General features: G+C 64.2%; 16 protein-coding genes. 9 read left to right on the top strand and 7 right to left on the bottom strand.

What is annotated here, in order from left to right:
• Positions 1–34: 34 nt before the first annotated feature.
• Complete coding sequence (mutS, locus tag E0E29_RS04175) at positions 35–2,632, bottom strand: DNA mismatch repair protein MutS (RefSeq protein WP_130848765.1); 2,598 nt, start codon at positions 2,630–2,632, stop codon at positions 35–37.
• A 250-nt stretch (positions 2,633–2,882) separates the two neighbouring features.
• Positions 2,883–4,298 carry a tRNA (N6-isopentenyl adenosine(37)-C2)-methylthiotransferase MiaB gene (gene miaB / locus E0E29_RS04170; protein ID WP_130848764.1) on the bottom strand — a complete coding sequence of 472 codons (1,416 nt, stop codon included), beginning with the start codon at positions 4,296–4,298 and terminating at the stop codon, positions 2,883–2,885.
• Positions 4,299–4,476: 178 nt separating this feature from the next.
• Here miaB and E0E29_RS04165 point away from each other — a divergent pair, with 178 nt between their 5' ends.
• The 6 genes from E0E29_RS04165 to E0E29_RS04140 are packed head-to-tail and all read left to right on the top strand — an operon-like array spanning position 4,477 to position 9,949.
• Positions 4,477–5,544: an alanine racemase gene (locus E0E29_RS04165; protein WP_130848763.1), complete on the top strand. Its 1,068-nt coding sequence runs from the start codon at positions 4,477–4,479 to the stop codon at positions 5,542–5,544.
• Positions 5,545–5,562: 18 nt separating this feature from the next.
• Positions 5,563–6,006, top strand: a complete 444-nt coding sequence (gene dtd / locus E0E29_RS04160; RefSeq protein ID WP_130848762.1) for a D-aminoacyl-tRNA deacylase — start codon at positions 5,563–5,565, stop codon at positions 6,004–6,006.
• Positions 6,007–6,016: 10 nt separating this feature from the next.
• Positions 6,017–6,628 (top strand): MBL fold metallo-hydrolase, encoded by a 612-nt coding sequence (locus E0E29_RS04155; protein WP_130848761.1) that lies wholly within the window; start codon positions 6,017–6,019, stop codon positions 6,626–6,628.
• A 40-nt stretch (positions 6,629–6,668) separates the two neighbouring features.
• On the top strand, positions 6,669–8,141 hold the full coding sequence (hemZ, locus tag E0E29_RS04150; protein WP_130848760.1) for a coproporphyrinogen dehydrogenase HemZ: 1,473 nt from the start codon (positions 6,669–6,671) through the stop codon (positions 8,139–8,141).
• Positions 8,126–9,070, top strand: a complete 945-nt coding sequence (locus E0E29_RS04145; RefSeq protein ID WP_130848759.1) for a uridine kinase family protein — start codon at positions 8,126–8,128, stop codon at positions 9,068–9,070. Before hemZ ends, E0E29_RS04145 begins: the two co-directional genes overlap by 16 nt.
• Before the next feature lie 48 nt (positions 9,071–9,118).
• Positions 9,119–9,949, top strand: coding sequence for an Mrp/NBP35 family ATP-binding protein (locus E0E29_RS04140; protein WP_130848758.1), 831 nt, complete (start codon positions 9,119–9,121; stop codon positions 9,947–9,949).
• A 96-nt stretch (positions 9,950–10,045) separates the two neighbouring features.
• On the opposite strand, the gene E0E29_RS04135 is transcribed toward E0E29_RS04140, so the two are convergent.
• The 3 genes from E0E29_RS04135 to E0E29_RS04125 all read right to left on the bottom strand — a co-directional run bounded on the left by E0E29_RS04135 (position 10,046) and on the right by E0E29_RS04125 (position 12,261).
• On the bottom strand, positions 10,046–10,849 hold the full coding sequence (locus E0E29_RS04135) for an IS3 family transposase (RefSeq protein ID WP_242622339.1): 804 nt from the start codon (positions 10,847–10,849) through the stop codon (positions 10,046–10,048).
• A gap of 50 nt (positions 10,850–10,899) precedes the next feature.
• Complete coding sequence (locus E0E29_RS04130; RefSeq protein ID WP_130848458.1) at positions 10,900–11,214, bottom strand: imidazolonepropionase; 315 nt, start codon at positions 11,212–11,214, stop codon at positions 10,900–10,902.
• A 111-nt stretch (positions 11,215–11,325) separates the two neighbouring features.
• Positions 11,326–12,261: a LysR family transcriptional regulator gene (locus tag E0E29_RS04125; RefSeq protein WP_130848757.1), complete on the bottom strand. Its 936-nt coding sequence runs from the start codon at positions 12,259–12,261 to the stop codon at positions 11,326–11,328.
• Positions 12,262–12,699: 438 nt separating this feature from the next.
• Between E0E29_RS04125 and E0E29_RS04120 the strand changes: the two genes are divergently transcribed.
• From E0E29_RS04120 to E0E29_RS04110, 3 genes are all read left to right on the top strand, one after another.
• Positions 12,700–14,250: an acyl CoA:acetate/3-ketoacid CoA transferase gene (locus tag E0E29_RS04120; protein ID WP_130848756.1), complete on the top strand. Its 1,551-nt coding sequence runs from the start codon at positions 12,700–12,702 to the stop codon at positions 14,248–14,250.
• A gap of 62 nt (positions 14,251–14,312) precedes the next feature.
• On the top strand, positions 14,313–15,653 hold the full coding sequence (locus tag E0E29_RS04115) for a GntP family permease (RefSeq protein ID WP_242622365.1): 1,341 nt from the start codon (positions 14,313–14,315) through the stop codon (positions 15,651–15,653).
• Positions 15,654–15,723: 70 nt separating this feature from the next.
• The gene (locus E0E29_RS04110) at positions 15,724–16,134 is read left to right on the top strand and encodes a MaoC family dehydratase (protein WP_130848754.1); all 411 of its coding nucleotides are present in this window, start codon (positions 15,724–15,726) and stop codon (positions 16,132–16,134) included.
• A gap of 159 nt (positions 16,135–16,293) precedes the next feature.
• Here E0E29_RS04110 and E0E29_RS04105 read toward each other — a convergent pair whose 3' ends face one another.
• Together E0E29_RS04105 and argB are read right to left on the bottom strand one after the other, a co-directional pair.
• Positions 16,294–17,556 (bottom strand): M16 family metallopeptidase, encoded by a 1,263-nt coding sequence (locus E0E29_RS04105; RefSeq protein ID WP_130848753.1) that lies wholly within the window; start codon positions 17,554–17,556, stop codon positions 16,294–16,296.
• 31 nt (positions 17,557–17,587) lie between these two features.
• On the bottom strand, positions 17,588–19,969 hold the full coding sequence (argB, locus tag E0E29_RS04100) for an acetylglutamate kinase (RefSeq protein ID WP_130848752.1): 2,382 nt from the start codon (positions 19,967–19,969) through the stop codon (positions 17,588–17,590).
• Between the last annotated feature and the right edge of the window lie 15 nt (positions 19,970–19,984).

Genomic DNA, 19,984 nt, shown 5'->3' with positions numbered 1-19,984 from the left:
GCGGCGGGCCCCACATCCATCATATCAACTGTCCTTACAGCAGCTTCTTGAGCTCATAGACCAGATTGAGGGCCTCGATGGGGGTGAGGGTGTCCAGGTTGGTCTGCCGCAGGCGCTGGGCCACCTGGTTTGCCCCCATGTCCAGGAAGGACACCTGGTCGTCGGCGGGGGCCTGAACGGGGGCGGGGGCGGGACAGCCCTGGCTCTCCAGCTCAGACAAAATGTCCCGGGACCGGCGGATGACCCGGTCGGGCACCCCGGCCAGGGAGGCCACCTCGATGCCGTAGCTCTGGTCGGCGGGGCCGGGGACGATCTTGCGCAGGAAGATGACGTCGTCCTTCCGCTTCTTGGCGGCCACGTTGTAGTTCTTCACCCCGGGGATCTCCCCCTCCAGGCAGGTGAGCTCGTGGTAGTGGGTGGCGAAGAGGGTCTTGCACCCCAGGCGGCGCTTGTCGGCGCAGTACTCCAGCACCGCCCGGGCGATGGCCATGCCGTCGTAGGTGGAGGTGCCCCGGCCGATCTCGTCCAGGATGAGGAGGCTCTTGGGGGTGGCGTTCTTCAGAAGCTCGGCCACCTCGGTCATCTCCACCATAAAGGTGGACTGTCCGGCGGAGAGGTCGTCGCTGGCGCCGATGCGGGTAAAGACCCGGTCCACCACGCCGATGCGGGCGCTTTTGGCGGGGACGAAGGACCCCATCTGGGCCATGAGCACCGTGAGGGCGGTCTGGCGCATGTAGGTGGACTTGCCCGCCATGTTGGGGCCGGTAATGATGGCCACCAGGTTGTCCTTTCCGTCCAGGTGGACGTCGTTGGGGACGAAGAGGGCGTCCTTGAGTACCTTTTCCACCACCGGGTGGCGGCCCTCCACGATGTCCAGACGGTCGGAGAGGTCCACCTCCGGCTTGCAGTAGCGGCCCTCGGCGGCCACGGCGGCGAAGGAGAGGAGCACGTCCACCTGGGCCACGGCGGCGGCGGTGCGCTGGACGGCGTCCACCTGGGCGGCGGCGGCCTCCCGGAGCTGGCAGAAGAGCTCGTACTCCAGGGCGGTGAGCTTGTCCTGGGCGGAGAGGATGGTGTGCTCCATCTCCTTGAGCTCCTGGGTGATGAAGCGCTCACAGTTGACCAAAGTCTGCTTGCGGATGTAGTCCTCGGGGACCTGGTCGTAGTAGGACTTGGAGACCTCGATGTAGTAGCCGAAAACCTTGTTGTAGCCCACCTTCAGGCTCTTGATGCCGGTGCGCTCCTTTTCCCGGGCCTCCACCTGGGCCACCATGCCCTTGCCGTTGGTCTGGATGTCCCGGAGGTAGTCCACGTCGGCGTTCCAGCCCCCCCGGATGAAGCCACCCTCCCGGACGGAGAAGGGGGGCTCCTCCACCAGGGCCCGGTCCAGGCTGTCCCGGAGGGCGGGCAGGTCGTCCATGGCCTCCCGGAGGACGGTGAGGAGGGACGAGGAGAAGGGGGAGAGCAGCTCCCGGAGCCGGGGCAGCTTCCCCAGGCCGGAGGAGAGGGCGGTGAGGTCCCGGGCGCCGGCGGTACCGTAGACGATGCGGCCGATGAGCCGCTCCAGGTCGGTGACCTCCCGGAGGCAGGCGGAGAGCTCCTGGCGGGCGATGGCGTCCCCCACCAGCTCCTCCACGGCGTCCAGCCGCTTGTTGATCTGGGCGGGAGACAGGAGGGGCCGCTCCATCCAGGAGCGGATGAGCCGCCCGCCCATGGCGGTGCGGGTCTTGTCCAGCACCCACAGGAGGGAGCCCTTCTTCTCCTTGCCCCGGAGGGTCTCGGTGAGCTCCAGGTTCCGCCGGGCGGTGAGGTCCAGCTCCATGAACTCGCCGCCGGCGGTGTAGTGGAAGGCGGTGAGGTGGGAGAGGTCGGTCTTTTGGGTGTCGTAGAGGTAGGTGAGCATGCCGCCGCAGGCCCGGACGGCGTACTCCCCCTCCGGGGGCAGGCTGTCCAGCCCCGAGCGGAACTGCTTTTGGCACAGCTCCATGGCCCGGTCGGGGGCAAAGTCGGCCTCATTCCCCTTCTCACACCGGCACTCCAGCCGGGCCTTCAGGAAGTCCCGCAGGCTCTGGCAGTCCCAGGCGGCGGCGTCCAGCACGGCCTCCCGGGGGGAGAACCGGCCCAGCTCGTTGGTGAGGTGCTCCTCCCAGCCCGGCCCGGTGAAGGCGGCGGCGGACACTTCGCCGGTGGAGATGTCGCAGAAGCAGACCCCGGCGGCCTCCCCGTCCAGGCAGACGGCGGCGATGAAGTTGTTCTTCCCCTCCTCCAGCATGGAGGACTCGATGAGGGTGCCGGGGGTAACGATGCGGATGATGTCCCGGTCTACCAGGCCCTTGGCGGTGGCGGGGTCCTCCATCTGCTCGCAGATGGCCACCTTGTAGCCCTTGGCGATGAGCCGGGAGAGGTAGGCCTCCACCGAGTGGTAGGGCACGCCGCACATGGGGGTGCGCTGCTCGGGGGGCTTGTTCCGGTCCCGGGTGGTGAGGGTCAGGTCCAGCTCCTGGGACACCAGCTTGGCGTCCTCGTTGAACATCTCGTAAAAATCCCCCAGCCGGAACATGAGGATGCAGTCCGGGTGCTCCGCCTTCATCTGGAGGTATTGTTTCATCATGGGGGTGATTTCGGCGGGCATTGGGATTCCTCCTCTGGAAATAAGGTAAAAATCATGAAGACGGTCTGTGCCGCTGTCTGGAGGACCATCTCTCTTGTTGTGGGGTGCGCCTGATAAAACCTTCCCCCTCCCAGGGGGAAGGTGGCGGCGTAGCCGCCGGATGAGGGTGCGTGAGATAAAAAATCTGCCGTTTTCCTTCTTCCTGCGTCCCCTCATCCGCCCCTGCGGGGCACCTTCCCCCCTGAAGGGGGAAGGTCATTGCCGGACCACGTCAGGCCAGCTCGCCGAAAAGGGCCCAGGTGGAGGAGTCGGTGATCTTCAGGTCCACGTACTGCCCCAGCAGGGACTCGTCCCCGGAGAAGTGGACCAGCCGCCCGCCGGCGGTGCGGGCGTTGAGGTTGTGCCGTGGGTCGTCGCTGAGCACGTCCACCAGGCAGCGCATGGTCTTGCCCACGTAGGCCGCCTGCTTCTCGGCGGAGATGGCGTTCTGGAGGTCCACCAGCCGCTGGAAGTTGGCCGCCTTCTCCTCCTTGGACATGGGGTCGGGCATTTTGGCCGCCGGGGTGCCCTCCCGGGGGGAGTAGATGAAGGTGAAGAGGGCGTCGAAGCGGACGGCCTCCAGCACCTTCAGGGTATCCTCAAATTCCTCGGTGGTCTCACCGGGGAAGCCCACGATGATGTCGCTGGTGAGGACGATGTCGGGGATGCGCTGCCGCAGGGCGGCGATGAGCCCCAGGTAGTGCTCCCGGGTGTAGCCCCGGTTCATGGCCTTCAGGACCCGGTCGTTGCCCGCCTGGAAGGGCAGGTGCAGGTGGGGGGCCACCTTCTCGCACTTGGCCATCACGTCGAAGAGCCGCTCGGAGGCGTCCTTGGGGTGGCTGGTCATGAAGCGGATGAGGAAGTCCCCGGGGACGGCGTTCACCTGCTCCAGGAGCCAGGCGAAGTCCACCCCCTCCCGGCCCAGGTCCTTGCCGTAGGAGTTCACGTTCTGGCCCAGGAGGGTGATGTCCTTGTAGCCCTCGGCGGCAAGCGCCCGCACCTCGGAGAGAATGTCCTCCGGCTGGCGGGAGCGCTCCCGGCCCCGGACGTAAGGGACGATACAGTAGGAGCAGAAGTTGTTGCAGCCGTACATGATGGACACCCAGGCCTTCACCTTTCCCTCCCGGCGGACGGGGATGCCCTCGGCAATGGAGCCGGCCTCGTCGGGGGTGTCGAAGATGCGGCCTCTCCGGGTGTGGATGCGCCACAAAAGCTCGGGGAACCGCCACAGGGCGTGGGGTCCGAAGACCAGGTCCACGTGGCGGAAGGACTGCTTGATGCGCTCGGAGACGTGCTTTTCCTGGGCCATGCAGCCGCAGACGCAGATGATCTGCCCCGGGTGGTTCCGCTTGGCGTGGACCAGGGCCCCCAGGTTGCCGAAGACCCGCTGTTCGGCGTGCTCCCGGATGGCGCAGGTGTTGAGGATGATGACGTCGGCGGCGTTCTCGTCGCCGGTGAAGCCGTAGCCCATCTCGCTCAGGTAGCCCCGTAGCCGCTCCGAGTCGGCCTCGTTCTGTTGGCAGCCGTAGGTGTCCACGTAGGCCAGGGGCTGGGCGGGCAGGGCGGCGTTCATGGCGTGGATCTGGGCGCAGAAGTCCTTCTGCCGGGCGATCTCCTCGGGGGAGATGCGGGTGGTTTTCTGGTTCACGGCGGTTCCTCCATCGGTTCACGGTTTTCCCTTCATTTTATCAGCTTTTCCCCGGAAATACAAGCGCAGCGCCGGAGTTTTCCCCTGGAAAGGCAAGGGCTTTTCGTTGACGCCTCTGCCGGGGACTGATATAATGTTGTCTACGATACACCATAGACGAGAGAAAGGCGGCGACGCCGTGAAAACACTGGTGATCGAAAAGGAAGCCATCCGCCGCAATGCGGCGGTCATCAAGGAAAAGGCGGGGAGTGCCGCCATCTATGCCGTCCTCACCGGGGACGCCTGCGGCGCCGGGCTGGTGGACCTGGCCAAGCTCCTGCGGGAGGAGGGCATCGGCCGCTTCGCCGTGTCCGAGCCGGAGGAGGCCCGGCAGCTCCGGAAGGCGGGCTTTGTGGACGAGGAGATTCTCATGCTCCGCTCCACCACCGACCGGGAGGAGCTGGAGGAGCTCATCGACCTCAATGTGGTGTGCACCATCGGTTCCCACGACACGGGGGTGGCCCTCAACGGCCTGGCCGAGGCCCGCTCCACCGTGGTGGAGGCCCACATCCAGGTGGACACCGGCATGGGCTACGGCGGCTTTTTGGCCACCGAGCCGGAGAAGGTCCTGTCCATGTACCGGTACCTCCCCAACGTGGCCCTCTCGGGCATCTATACCCAGATCCACGCCGCTGGGAAAAAGGGCCGGGAGGCGGCGGAGCAGCTGGCGATCTTCCAGCAGGTGGTGGAGGCCGTCCACGCCGCCGGGTTTGAGACGGGCACCGTCCACGCCGCCGGGTCCAGCGCCCTCATGAATTACGAGTTTGCCCGGCTGGACGCGGTGCGGGTGGGGTCAGCCTTCCTGGGCCGGTGCCGCCGCAGCCGAGGGGACCGGCTCACCACCGTGGGCACCGGCGAGGCCGCCATCGAGGAGATCCGCTGGCTCCCCAAGGGCCACACCGTGGGAAACAGCACCCTGGTCAAGCTGAAAAAGCCCACCCGGGTGGCGGTGGTGCCGGTGGGCTACCAGAACGGCCTGGGGGTGGAGCGCCCCCGGGAGACGGGGCTCTTCTCCTTCCTGAGCGCCTGGCGGCGGAGCCGCCGCCGGTACCTCCGCATCGGGGAGCAGAAGGCCTGGGTCATCGGCCAGATCGGCGCCATCGAGACCCTGGTGGACGTGACCAACATCAAGTGTGCCCCGGGAGACATCGCCGTCTTCCAGGTGGACCCGCTCTACGCCAAGGGCCTGAAGCGGGTATACAGATAAAAAGGAGTTTTTTACGCCATGAGAGCAGTCGTGACAAGAGTGACCTCCGCCTCGGTGACCATCGACGGCAAGGTCAACGGCGCCATCGGCCGGGGCTTCCTGGTGCTGCTGGGCATCGGTCCCAACGACACCCCCGCCCAGGCCGCCAAGCTGGCCGACAAGGTAGTGGGCCTGCGGGTCTTTGAGGACGAGAATGAGAAGATGAACCTGAACCTGGCCACCGTGGGGGGCGAGCTGCTGGTGGTGAGCCAGTTCACCCTCTACGCCGACACCAAGTCCCGCCGCCCCAGCTTCACCGGGGCCGCCAAGCCGGACCTGGCCATCCCCCTCTACGAGGAGTTTTTGAAACAGTGTGAAGCCCTGGGCTTCCCGCCCCAGCACGGGGAGTTCGGCGCCGATATGGCGGTGGCCTCGGTGAACGACGGCCCCGTCACCATCCTGCTGGATACCGATACAATGTGAGGTGTTGAATATGCTGGTCAAGACCATGCAGGTGCCCCCCATCGGCACCAACTGCTACGTGCTGGCGGACGAAAAAGAAAAGGTCTGCGCCGTCATCGATCCCGGCGGGGACGCCGCCGGCATCCTGGAGCTGCTGAAGGCCGACGGCCTCACCCTGAGCGCCATCCTCCTGACCCACGGCCATTTCGACCACACCGGCGGCGTGGCCGACCTGGAAAAGGCCTGCCCCAACACCCCCGTCTATATCCACAAGGGGGATGTGGAGGGGGCCAGCCCCTCCGTTTTCCCGCCCCTCACCGGCATTGCCCTCACCTACTACGACGAGGGGGACCGGGTCATGGTGGGCTCCATCCCCGTGGACGTGCTCCACACCCCCGGCCACTCCAAGGGCTCGGTGGTGCTGAAGGCCGGGGACATCCTCTTCACCGGGGATACCCTCTTCCGTGGTTCCATGGGCCGCACCGACTTCCCCGGCGGCAGCTACGAGGAGATCATGGCCTCCCTGAAGCGGCTGGCCGCCCTGCCCGGGGACTACCGGGTCTGCCCCGGCCATGAGGGCCTCTCCACCCTGGAGACCGAGCGGCGGCAGAACTACTATATGCGCGCGGCGGTGGAGGGCTGAGCCCGCCCCCGTCATTCTGTAAGAGATTGGATCATATGCTATGAAGCTCTACCTCAAGGGACACGACTATAAATACGCCACCGAGCAGATGCTCCTGATGCTGTTCCCAGGTCAGCGGCCGGAGTATCCGGCCGAGCCAACCGCGGAGGGTGAGGACAGCCTGGTGCTCACCCTGTCCCGGACGGCGGGACGGGCCACCGGCCACGCCGTGCTCACCTGGGAGGGGCGGCGTTACAGCCGCTTTGCCTGGGCGGCTGACCCCGGGGAGGACGACCGCCTGGAGCGGGACCGGGTGCTCCAGCGGGTGCTCAAGAACGCCTTCTACCGGGCGGGGACCGACGCCCTGGGCCGGGAGTCGGCCTGGGGTGCCCTCACCGGGGTGCGTCCGGTGAAGGTCCCCACCAAGGCCATCACCAAGGGCCTCACACCCGCCCAGGCCGAGCGGCAGCTCCGGGACCTCTACCGGGTCTCCCCCGACCGGCGGCGGCTGGCCATGGACTGCGCCCGGGCCACCCTGGCCGTCCGGGACAGCCTGAAGCCGGAGGAGCTCTCCCTCTACGTGGGGGTCCCCTTCTGCCCCACCCGGTGCGCCTACTGCTCCTTCGTCTCCGCCGACGTGGGCAAGACCCTGAGCATGCTTGAGCCCTATGCCCAGGCCCTGTGCCGGGAGATCGCCGCCGCCGGGGCCATGCTGAAGCGGGCCGGGCGGAAGGTGCGCTCGGTCTACTTTGGGGGCGGCACCCCCACCACCCTGTCCGCCCAGCAGCTGGACCTGGTCATGTCCGCCCTGGAGCAGCATGTGGACCTCTCCGGCTGCACCGAGTACACCGTGGAGGCGGGGCGGCCCGACACCATCACGGCGGAAAAGCTCTCCGTCCTCAGACAGCACGGCTGTGACCGAATCTCGGTGAATCCCCAGTCCATGTCGGAGGCGGTGCTGCGGGCCATCGGCCGTTCCCACACCCCGGAGGACATCCTCAAAGCCTGGGACCTGGTGGCCCAGGCGGGTTTCCCGGTGCGGAACATGGACCTCATCGCCGGGCTCCCCGCTGACAGCGAGGCGGGGTTCCGGGACTCCCTGGACCGGGTCATCGCCCTGGACCCCGAGAACATCACCGTCCACACCCTGGCCCTCAAAAAGGGCTCCCGGCTCATGCTGGAGGGGAGCGGCCTCCCCACGCCGGAGGCGGTGGCCGCCATGCTTGACTACGCCTGGCAGACCCTGCGCGCTGCCGGGTACGTCCCTTACTACCTCTACCGCCAGAAGTACATGTCCGGCGGCTTTGAGAACGTGGGCTGGTGCCGTCCGGGCACCGAGAGCCTTTACAACATCTGCATGATGGAGGAGCTCCACACCATTGTATCCCTAGGCTCCGGCGGGGTGACCAAGCTCATCGACCCCGCCGCCGGGAGCCTGAAGCGGCTCAGCAACCCCAAATTCCCCAAGGAGTATATCGAGCACATCGACGACATCATCGCCCAGAAGGAGGAGATCGCGTGGCCTATCAGCTAGAGGAGATCAACCGCCGACTGAAAGAGGACCCGGCGGGATTCGTGGCGGAGTGCGACGGGGTGTACCAGAAGCGGCTGGAGTCGGCCGCCGACCGCATCCTGGAGCGGATGAAGGAGAGCCCCATCGTCCTGCTGTCGGGGCCTTCCGGCTCGGGCAAGACCACCACCGCCCTGAAGCTGGAGCAGGAGCTGGAGCGGCGGGGGGTGCAGACCCACACCATCTCCATGGACAATTACTTCAAGACCCTCAACCGAAAGACGGCCCCCCGGAACGCCGAGGGGGATATCGACTACGAGTCCCCCAAGCTGCTGGACATGGACCTGCTGGACGAGACCTTCACCAAGCTCTCCCGTGGGGAGTGGGTGGTGGTGCCCAAGTTCGAGTTCGCCCGGCAGATGAGAAACGACAGCCGGGGCACCCTGCTGAAGCTGGACAAGAACGAGATCGCCATTTTTGAGGGCATCCACGCCCTCAACGACGACATCGCCGGCCGCCACCCCGAGGCCACCACCCTCTACATCTCCGCCCGCTCCAACATTCTGGAGGGGGAGGAACTGCGGTTCAAGGGCACCTGGATGCGTATTTCCCGCCGGGCGGTCCGGGACTATAATTTCCGGGGCACCGACCTGGTGGAGACGCTTTCCATGTGGTATAATGTGCGCCGGGGCGAGAAACTCCACATCTCCCCCTTCAAGGGCCGGGCCAACGTCATCATCGACTCCTCCCTGCGCTACGAGGTCCCCGTCTTTGCCAACTACGCCGCTCCCCTGCGGGAGGCGGTGAAGGAGGTGCCGGCGGACAATGAGCGCCGGGCCGAGCTGGAGGCCATGGTGGACGCCTTTGGCTATTTCCAGCCCCTGGACCCCGCCCTGGTCCCCGCCGACTCCCTCATCCGTGAGTTCATCGGCGGCGGCAGCTATCACTATTGATCCTCCCCCGACCCGGGGGTACAACAAAGGAAAGAAGGAAAACACACCATGTCAGAATGTACCCATGACTGTTCCACCTGCGGCGAGAGCTGCGGAGAGCGCACCGCCCCCATGGACCTGAGAGAGCCGGTCAACGGCCTGTCCAGCGTGGGCAAGGTCATCGCCGTGGTCAGCGGCAAGGGTGGCGTGGGCAAGTCCACCGTCACCTGCTCCCTGGCCACCGCCATGGCCAAGCTGGGCAAGAAGGTGGCGGTGCTGGACGCCGACATCACCGGTCCCAGCGTCCCCACCGCCTTCGGCATCCATGAGCACGCCGTCGGCAGTGAGCTGGGCATCTATCCCGCCGTCAGCAAGGGCGGCGTGGAGCTCATGAGCCTCAACCTCCTCACCGAGCACGAGACCGACCCCGTGGTGTGGAGAGGCCCCATCATCGCCGGCACCGTGAAGCAGTTCTGGACCGACGTCATCTGGGGCGACGTGGACTATATGTTCGTGGATATGCCTCCCGGGACCGGTGACGTGCCCCTCACCGTGTTCCAGTCCCTGCCCGTGGACGGGGTCATCGTGGTGACCTCTCCCCAGGACCTGGTGAGCATGATCGTCACCAAGGCGGTGAAGATGGCCGAGATGATGAATATCCCCATCCTTGGCCTGGTGGAGAATTACAGCTACTTCAAGTGCCCCGACTGCGGCAAGGAGCACGCTATCTTCGGCGAGAGCCACATAGAGCAGGTGGCCGCCGATCTGGGCCTGAAGGTCCTGGCCAAGCTGCCCATCGACCCGGCTCTGGCCGCCGCCTGCGACAACGGCGGCGTGGAGGACTACCAGCCCAACCCCTTGTCCGACCTGGCCAAGGCCCTGGACGAGGGCACCGTATAAGAACCCCAAAACAAAAAAGATCCCGTGGACGGCAGTGAACTGCCCCAGATTGTGCGGACAGTACAAAAAAGAGCCCTTAGTAGGAAAGATTAAGTTTTAAGCGGAGAGGCGTCGCGCCAGCGGCGCCTCTCCAGTTTTTAACTGGATGCGCTCATGGTTATAGAAGTAAATATAGCGGTCAATCATCTCATTGGCTTCGGAAAAGGTCGCCGGTTTGTGGCGGTAAATACATTCTGTTTTGAGGATAGAGAAGAAATTTTCCGCCATGGCGTTGTCGTACGGGTTTCCTTTCCTTGACATGGATGGTGTGATTCCGTATGCTTGAGTCAGATTGAAGTATGCTGCAGAGGTGTACTGAAATCCTTGGTCGCTGTGGAGCTGCAACTCCGCAGCGACCCTCTTTTTCTCCTGTTTCATTGCCAGATGAACGGTATCCAGAACCAAATTCACTGTCTGCTGGGTTCCAGTCTTGTAGGCGATGATGCTGTTGTCATAGAGGTCCCGGATTATGGAAAGGTACAGCACACCCTGCCTGGTGTGGATGTAGGAGATGTCTGTTACCCATTTGCTGTTAGGTTTGTCCGCATGGAACTCCCTGTTCAGCAGATTCCTGTATTTGTGTGCCTGCCGCCCCATCTGCTGCCATTTCCTGCGGCGGCGGATCTCCGAGAGCAGATCATATTTCTTCATGATTCGCAGCACAGTTTTGGGATTGCAGAAGATATTCCGGCTTTTCAGCCACAGCCACATCCGCCGGTAGCCGTAGGTGCGGAAGCTGCGTTCCCGCTGCTGTGCGATGAGCCCCGCAAGAGCCGCATCCTTTTCTGGCTTGCCTAGGCGATGGACAAAAGCATAGTAGCCGCTTCTGGACACTCCAAAGAATTTGCACATGACTGCCACTGGATACTCTGTCCTGTGACGATAGATGATATGATACTTTACCTTTGCTCTCACTTCCTTTCTGTGAAGCGCAGAAAATCCCGCAGTAGTTTATTTTCCATGCGAAGCCGTTGGATCTCACAGGCCTGCTCTGCCACAACGTCTCCTGGCGCAGCATCTTTTCTCGGCCGTCCTTTCGGTCGTGGGCGGATTCCGGCTTCCAGTTTTCGTTCTTTACGGCGCTCACGCTCAAGTAGTCTTTTTACCACCTGCTTATTCCGGAAGCCATAGTATTCTGCGACTTCCCGCTGTGTTTTCCCCTCTGCCAACATGGCCTTGATCTCTGGTAAAAGCATTTGAACGTGTGTGTAATTTCGTTTCTTCATGACAAAACCCCCTGATGTAGTCTATTTTCCTACATCAGGGGGGCTTTTGTCACTGTCCGTTTTTACTGGATCTGTTCACAGTCCACGGGATCTTTTTTTGTCTGTCAGCGCTTATACGGAGGTGGCGGCGCCCCAGAGGCTGGCGTCCATGCTCTGGTGGTCCAGGGAGGCGAAATGGTCGCAGATGTGGCTGAAGAGCTGGTTGGCGGCAAAGGAGCGGTAGCCCTCCCGGCGGCGGATGATGGCGATCTCCCAGGGAATCACCGGCACCAGGGGGACGGTGACCAGCTCCTCGCACAGGTCGGGCTGGAGGATGGGCAGGGGCAGCACGGCGATGCACTGCTGCATGCCCACCATCTTCAGGCAGAACCGGGTCATCAGGCTCTTGTAGGCGATGCGTGGGGCAAAGCCGCACTCGCCGCACATGCGGATGAAGCTGTCGTGAAGGGTGGCCGTCTCGCTGTAGGTGAGGATGGTCTCATCCTTCAGGTCCTTGATGTGTACGCTGCTCATCTGGGCAAAGGGGTGGTGGCGGCTCACCACCAGGGAGCAGACGTTGCTGATGAGGGTCTTGCTCTCAAAGCGGTAGGGCTCATCCACCGGCAGCATGACCAGGCCCAGGTCGGCCCGACCGGAGCCCACGGAGGCGGCGGTGAGCTTGGAGCCCTCCTCCACCACGGAGATGTCAATGCCGGGGAAGTGGCGGTGGAACCGGGTGAGCAGCGGTGGAAAATAGACGTCCAGCAGCACGCCGGGGATGCTCAGGTGGACCTCCCCCACCCGCACGGAGCGCACGTCGTCCATGGTCTGGAAGAGATCGTCGTACTGGAGCAGAAAGTCCAGGGCACGGTCATAGAGGATGCGTCCGGCGTCGGTAAGGTAGAAGCTCTTGCTGGTGCGCTCAATGAGCCGGACGTTGAGCTCCTCCTCCAGATGCTTGATGGAGCGGGTGAGCATAGGCTGGGTGACGAAGAGCTGAGCTGCCGCCTTGGTAAAGCTCTGCTGACGAACCACCTCTACAAAATACTTCAGCTGTTGGATCTCCATACCTATCCCTCCATATTCTCTCAAAAATGCCGGAACAGTAACATTGCCTCCCCATAATTTCATAACTGTGCCCATTATAATACCGGAAAACGGCCCGTTTTTCCAATAAAATTTATCTAAATAATTTTCACGTTTTTTGAGGGAAATCCACAAATCCATTCCTTGAATGCATGGACCGATAACCTGAGGGTATAGTTCTGGAGAACTTCCACAAAAAAGCGGAAATATTTTCTTTGGAAAGGTGTAAAGTATTATTTTTTTGCATGCTTGCCGCCGGAAACGGCATTTTACACCTTCGGCTTTCTGCGACTATACTTTGGCTACGCCGAGTGGCTTGCAGGCGTCCAACAGCCATTTTTCCCAAAACTGTTTTCGTCTGCCCCCGAACGGCGCGGGACAAAAAACACAATCGCAAGTCAGGAAAGGAAGTGGTGTTCCATGCCCAAGGTCATGTCAGCACAGGAGGCCGTCCAGGCCTACATCCATGACGGAGCCACCGTCGCCTTCGGCGGCTTTGTGGGCGCTATGGTGCCGGAAGAGGTCAATAAGACCATCCAGGAGCTCTATCTGAGCACCGGTTCTCCCAAGGGACTCACCGCCATCTATGCCGCCGGCCAGGGCGACTCCGACCAGCGTGGCCTCAACCACCTGGGCGAGGAGGGCCTGCTCAGCCGGGTCATCGGCGGGCACTGGGGCCTGGTTCCCCGGCTGCAGAAGCTGGCACTGGAGAACAAACTTGCGGCCTACAACTATCCCCAGGGCGTGATCTCCCAGCTCTTCCGCGACATTGCCGCCGGTAAGCCGGGCCTTATCACCCACGTGGGCATGAAGACCTTTGTGGACCCGGAGCTGGAGGGCGGTATGCTCAACGACAAGGCCCGGGAGGCCGGACCTCTGGTGGAGCGCATCGATATCGGCGGCGAGACCCGTCTGCTGTATAAGGCCCTGCCCATCGACGTGGCCGTGATCCGGGCCACCTACGCCGACACCAACGGCAACTGCACCTTCCAGCGTGAGGGCGTCAGCGCCGAGACCCTGGCCATCGCTCAGGCCGCCAAGAACTCCGGCGGCAAGGTCATTGTTCAGGTGGAGGACGTGGTGGAGTACGGCGCGCTGGACACCCGGCTGGTACGGCTCCCCGGCATCTATGTGGACGCCATCGTGGTGGCCGCGCCGGAGAACCACATGCAGACCTTCGGCACCGGCTACAACCCCTCCTACTGCGGCGAGATCCGTGTGCCCATGAGCTCGGTGAGGCCACTGAAGCTGGACCAGCGGAAGATCGTGGCCCGCCGGGCGGCCATGGAGCTGGTGCCCAACGCCGTGACCAACCTGGGCATCGGCATGCCCGAGGGCGTGGCGGCGGTGGCGGCCGAGGAGGGCCTGGAGGGCATGGTGCTCACCACCGAGGCCGGCACCATCGGCGGCATCCCCGCCGGCGGCAAGGACTTCGGTGTCACCATCAACCCTGACTGTATCCTGGACCAGCCCTATCAGTTTGACTTCTATGACGGCGGCGGTCTGGATGTGGCCTTCCTGGGCCTGGCGCAGGCCGATGAGAAGGGTAACATCAACGTCTCCAAGTTTGGGCCCAAGATCGCCGGCTGCGGCGGCTTCATCAACATCACCCAGAACGCCAAAAAGGTGGTCTACTGCGGCACCTTTACCGCCGGCGGTCTGAAGATCGGTGTGGCCGACGGTAAGCTGCAGATCCTGCAGGAGGGCCGTGACAAAAAGTTCCTCAAGCAGGTGGAGCAGGTCACCTTCTCCGGCGAGTACGCCGTGGAGAAGGGCCAGCCGGTGCTCTACATCACCGAGCGCGCGGTCTTCGAGCTCACCCCCGAGGGTGTGGAGCTCAAGGAGATCGCCCCCGGCGTCGATCTGCAGAAGGACGTGCTGGAGCTGATGGACTTCGCCCCCATCGTCAGGGACGTGAAGACCATGGACAGCCGTATTTTCCAGGAAGGACCCATGGGCCTTTCCAAGTGAGAGATGATAAGAGAGAGATCCCCGCTCCTCCGGGAGAGAAAATGTGTTGAGGAGGTATATTTATGAGTTTGTTGGGCATCGTATTGGGCCTGGTGCTCCTGATGTTCCTGGCCTATAAGGGCTATTCCATCATCTGGGTCGCCCCGGTGTGCGCCGTGGTGGTGGCCGTCCTGGGTGGCTACAGCATCCTGGGCGCCTACATCGGTGACTACATGAAGGGCATGGCCGACTATGTGTTCCAGTGGTTCCCCGCCTTCTTCCTGGGCGCCGTCTACGGTAAGATCATGGACCTCACCGGTTCCGCCCGCAGCCTGGCCAACGCCCTGGTGAAGCTGATCGGTTCCCGCTTCGCCGTCCTGGCCGTGGTTATCCCCTGTCTGCTGATGACCTATGGCGGCATTTCCCTCTTTGTGGTGGTCTTCGTGATCTACCCCATGGGCTATGCTGTCTACCGCGCCGCTGATCTGCCCCGCACCCTGCTGCCCGGCGCCATCGCCACCGGCGCTTTCGGCATCACCATGACCGCCATCCCCGGCACCCCCCAGATCCAGAACATGATCCCCACCCAGTACTACGGCACCACCGCTATGGCCGCTCCCGCGCTGTCCGTGGTGGCCTGCATCGTGATGTTTGTCCCCGCCTATCTCTATCTGGAGTGGCGTGCGGCTCAGTGCCGCAAGAAGGGCCTCCACTTTGTGCCCGATCCCAAGCACAAGGAGACCGACTTCAGTGACCGCAACCTGCCCTCCTGGCACTGGGTCACCGGCCTCATCCCCCTCATCGTTGTGGTCCTGATGCTCAACCTCTTCCCCAAGCTGCTGCTGAACGCCACTGGTGTGGAGCTGGCCTCCAACTACGCCATCGTTATCGCTCTGGTCTGCGGCATCCTGGTGGCCTGCCTGCTCAACCTGAACCAGGCCAAGGTGCTGCTGCCCGCCATCAATGACGGTGCCAACGGCTCCATGGGCGCCATCATGAATACCGCCTGCGCCGTGGGCTTCGGCTCTGTGGTCAAGGCTGTTCCCGGCTTCGCCGTCCTCACCAATCTGGCCCTGAACATGCCCGGCTCCATCCTCTTCTCCGAGGCCGTGGCCGTCAACCTGCTGGCCGGCGCCACCGGCTCCGCCTCCGGCGGCATGTCCATCGCCCTGTCCGCCCTCGGCCCCAAGTACGCTGAGCTGGCCGCCGGCAACACCGCCATCCTGGAGGCCCTCCACCGCATCGCCTCCATCTCCTCCGGCGGTCTGGACACCCTGCCCCACAACGGCGCCGTCCTCACCCTGCTGGCGGTGTCCAACTGCACCCACAAGGAGTCCTACATGGACATCTGCATCACCACCTGCATCATCCCCCTGGTGGGTTCCCTGCTGCTGGCCCTGATCTGGGGCTTCATCGGGATGTAAATTCCGCGGCTTGCTGTGCCCAGCCCCATCCACGGCTTCGGCGCAGGTCAAATAGGAAGGAGCATACACCATGACCATTCAGGAAATGAAGATCGGTGATTCCGCCAGCACCGTGAAGACCATCGGCGAGTCCGACGTCTATCTCTTTGCCGGCATCACCGGTGACCTCAACCCCGCCCATACCGACGAGGTGTCGGCCAGCCAGACCCCCTTCGGCGGCCGAATCGCCCACGGTATCCTCTCTGCCGGCCTCATCTCGGCCGTGCTGGGCATGCGGCTCCCCGGCCCCGGTACCATCTATCTGGGCCAGGAGCTCAAGTTCACCAAGCCCGTCCACATCGGCGACACCGTCACTGCCACTGCCACCGTCAGTGAGATCGTGGCCGAGAAGAACATCGTCAAGCTGGAGACCATCTGCACCAACCAGAACGGCGATGTGGTCGTCAAGGGCATGGCCACCGTCATGCCGCCCAAACACTGAGTTCCCCCCTTTTTTCTGGGATCGTTCCCCTCCATACCAACAGCCACCGTGCCCCGGACGCTCTGCCGCGCGTCCGGGGCACGATGGCGTTTTTTGAGGTTCTCCGAAGGACAGAAAAAAGCCCGCCGTAAGGCGGGCTTTTTCACATACTTGTGGATGTCACTGTCCCAACAAAGTGCGGTATTCCTCCTCGGCGGCGGGACGTCCCACCACGGAGAGGGAAGCCTGGGAGAGATGGAAAAGGCGCTGGGCCAGCGCCCGAACGTCCTCGGCGGTGACGGCGTTGTAGGCGTCGATGACCTCCCGGGTGGTGAGGGTGCGGTCCTGGAGGAGAAGTCCCCGGCCCAGGGCGCTCATCCGGGACTGGGTGGACTCCAGACCCATGAGGACGTTGGCCTTGGAGAGCTCCCGGGCCCGTTCCAGCTCCTCGGGGGCGGGACCGTGCTCGGCGAAGTCGGCCACCACCCGGAGGATGGTCTCCAGGGCCTCCCGCTCGGTGTCCTTGCTGAGAGCGGTGTAGATGGCAAACACGCCCGTCTCGGCGTGGCCGGCGCCGTAGGTGTAGATGGAGTAGCAGAGGCCCCGCTTCTCCCGCACCTCCTGCCACAGCCGGGAGGACATGCCGGAGCCCAGCATGGTGGACAAAAGCTGGAGGACGAACCGGTCCTCGTCCCCGTAGGGCAGGCCGGGGAAGGCCAGGGTCAGGTGGTTCTGCTCGGTGGCCTTCTTCTTCAGGGTGATGGCGGGGGTGTAGACGGCGGGGACGGCGGTGGGTGTCTCCCCCGCCTCCAGAGGCAGGAGCCGGGCCTTCAGAGCGTCCACCATGAGGGGGGTGAAGCTCCCCGCCATGGCGCACACGATGGACCCGGGGCGGTAGTGGGTGCGCTGGTAGTGCTTCAGCCACTCCCCCGTCATCTTGTCCAATGTGGCCTTCCGGCCCAGGATGGGCCGGGCCAGGGGGCTCCCCTTGTAGACGGCGGCCATGAGCCGCTCGGAGCACAGGTCCTCCGGGTTATCCTGGTACATGCCGATCTCCTCCAGGATGACCCCCCGCTCGGTGTCCACGTCGGCCTGGTCGAATTTGGAGTCAAAGACCATGTCGCAGAGGAGGTCCAGGGCCCGGGGCAGGTGCTCGTCCAGGCACCGGGCGTAAAAGCAGGTGCACTCCTTGGTGGTGTAGGCGTTGACCTGGCCGCCGATGGCGTCCATCTCCTGGGCCAGCTCCCGGGCGGAGCGGCGCTGCGTGCCCTTAAAGACCATGTGCTCGATGAAGTGGGCGGCGCCGCTCTCCCCCGCCTTCTCGTGGCGGGAGCCGGTGGCCACCCACAGCCCCAGGGAGACCGACCGGACGGCGGGCACGGCCTCCGTGACGATGCGGGCCCCGTTGGGCAGGGTTTCGATGTCGTAGTGTTCTTCTTCCATGCTGACCTCTCCCGAGTGGATTTGAGCCAACTCAGCCATCCCGGCGGATGGTGGTGCCCATGGTCTGGCCGGAGACGGCGTCCAGGAGCATGACGTGGTCGATGCGCCCGTCCAGGACCACTACCTCCGTCACCCCGTTCTCCAGGGCGCGGATGCAGCTTCTCAGCTTGGGCACCATACCGCCCTGGATGAGGCCGCTGTCCAGCAGCTCACGGGCCTCGGAGGCGGTGAGGGAGGGGATGGCGGTCTTGGCGTTGCGGCTGTCCATGAGGATGCCGTCCACGTCGGTGAGGAAGACCAGCTTGTCCGCCTTCAGGGCCTCGGCCACGGCGCAGGCGGCGTCGTCGGCGTTGCAATTATAGCTTTCCCCATTTTCTCCCGCGCAAACCGGGGAGATGACGGGAACATAGCCTCCGGAGAGGAGAAGGCGGATGAGCTCGCCGTCGGCGGCGGTGATGTCGCCCACGTGGCCCAGCTCGGGGTCCTTCTGCCGGGCGGTGAGGATGGCGCCGTCCTTGCCGGAGACGCCGGCGGCCTTCACGCCCAGGCCCCGGAGGGCCATGACCACCTGCTTGTTCATCTGGGCGGAGAGGACCATCTCGGCCACGGCCATGGCGGTGTCGTCGGTGACCCGGTAGCCGTCCCGGAACCGGGGGGTCTCCCCCAGGCGCTCCAGCCAGCCGGAGATGGTCTTGCCGCCGCCGTGGACCAGCACCACCCGGACTCCGGCCATCTGGAGGGCGGCCACGTCCCGGAGGATGGAGTCCACCGCCCCGTTCTCCCCCAGGGCGGAGCCGCCGTACTTGAGGACCACCGTCTTTCCGGCGCTCCGGGCCAAGCGGGGCAGGGTGTCCAGCAGGCCCAGCACCTTCTCCATGCCGTCCAGGTGGTGGGCTACGTCGTACTCGTGGAGCCACTGCTTGGTGTAGTCCACGTCGGAGATGCAGTCGATATAGGCGGTGCCCCGCTTCTGGCGGGTCTCGGCTCCCTTGCCGGTGATGAGGATGACGGTGGGGGTCTGGGCCTCCATCACCGCCATGCGGATGGCCTCGCCCCGGTCGGGCTCGATGGAGTAGTCGCACTTGCCCTCGATGTGCCCCGCCATTTCCCGGGAGATGTCCAGCACGTCCTCCTCGCCGGGGTCCTCCTCGGTGATGATGATCTTGTCGGCGTATTTGGCGGAGATCTCCGAGAGGTCCTTCCGCCGGTCCAGGGCCTTCTTGCCCGGGCAGCCGAAGACGATGACCACCCGCTGGCCCGGGTACTCCTCCTTCACGGAGAGGAAGAGCTTTTCAAAGCTCAGGCGGTTGTGGGCGTAGTCCACGATGGCGGTGATGTGGCCGTCGGCGTTCTGGTAGACCTCCATGCGGCCGGGCACCCGGGCCTTCATGAGGCCCACGTAGATGTGCTGCTCGGGGATGCCCAGGCCCTCGCACACGGCGATGGCGGCCAGGGCGTTCTGGACGTTGAAGAGGCCGGGCATGGTGAGCCGGAACTCCCGGCTGAACCGGGGGGTCCGCACCCGGAAGAGGATGTCCCGGCCCTGCTTGCGTACGTCGGTGGCGTAGACCGTGGCGGCGGGGTCGTGCTCGGAGAAGGTGATGAGCCGCCCGCCGGCCTCCCCGGCGGCGTTCAGCACGTCCTCCACCCGCTCGGTGTCCAGGTTGACCACGGCCAGGGGGGCGTGGCGGAAGATCTTCAGCTTGGAGACGAAGTAGTCCTCAAAGTCGGGGTGCTCGATGGGGGAAATGTGGTCGTAGCCGATGTTGAGAAAGACGGCGGCGGAGAGGGCCACACAGTCCATGCGGTCGTACTTCAGGGCCTGGGAGGAGACCTCCATGGTGAGGTATTCCACTCCGCTCCCGGCGGCATTGGCGAAGTGGCGCTGGAGGTCCAGCGGCTCCGGGGTGGTGAGGTGGGACTCGAACCGCTCCACGCCGTCGTAGGTGTCAATGGAGGAGATGACGCCGCTCTCCGGCTTCTTCCGGGCGGCCAGGTACTCGTCAAAGATATACTTGAGGTAATATGTGGTGGAGCTTTTACCCTTTGTACCGGTAATGCCCACCACGTGGAGCTTGGAGCTGGGATGGTCGTAGTAGAAGTCGGCCAGGAGGGCCATGGCCCGGCGCACGTCGGTCACCTGGAGGCAGGGGGCGTCCCCGGCCTCGGGCCAGACGTGGTCGGAGAGGTAGACGAAGGCACCCTTCTGGAGGGCGTCGGAGAGGTACTGTCCTTTGAAGTGGGCTCCCTTGACGATGAAGAGGGTACCGGGCCGGACGTTCTGGGAGTCGCAGGAGACCAGCTCCACGGGGGTGGAGAGGAGGGCGGGCGAGAGGGCCTGTCCGCCGGTGAGAAGCCCCTCCTTCTGGAGGAGCTGCCAGTAGTCGCCCAGGGGGCGGATGGGAAGATCCATGTGTGTCACCTCATG

The sequence above is a fragment of the Intestinimonas timonensis genome (genome assembly GCF_900626145.1).
Lineage (GTDB): Bacteria > Bacillota > Clostridia > Oscillospirales > Oscillospiraceae > Intestinimonas > Intestinimonas aquisgranensis.
Note: the sequence above shows the minus strand (reverse complement) of the source record. Positions and strands in the feature narration are given on the sequence as shown.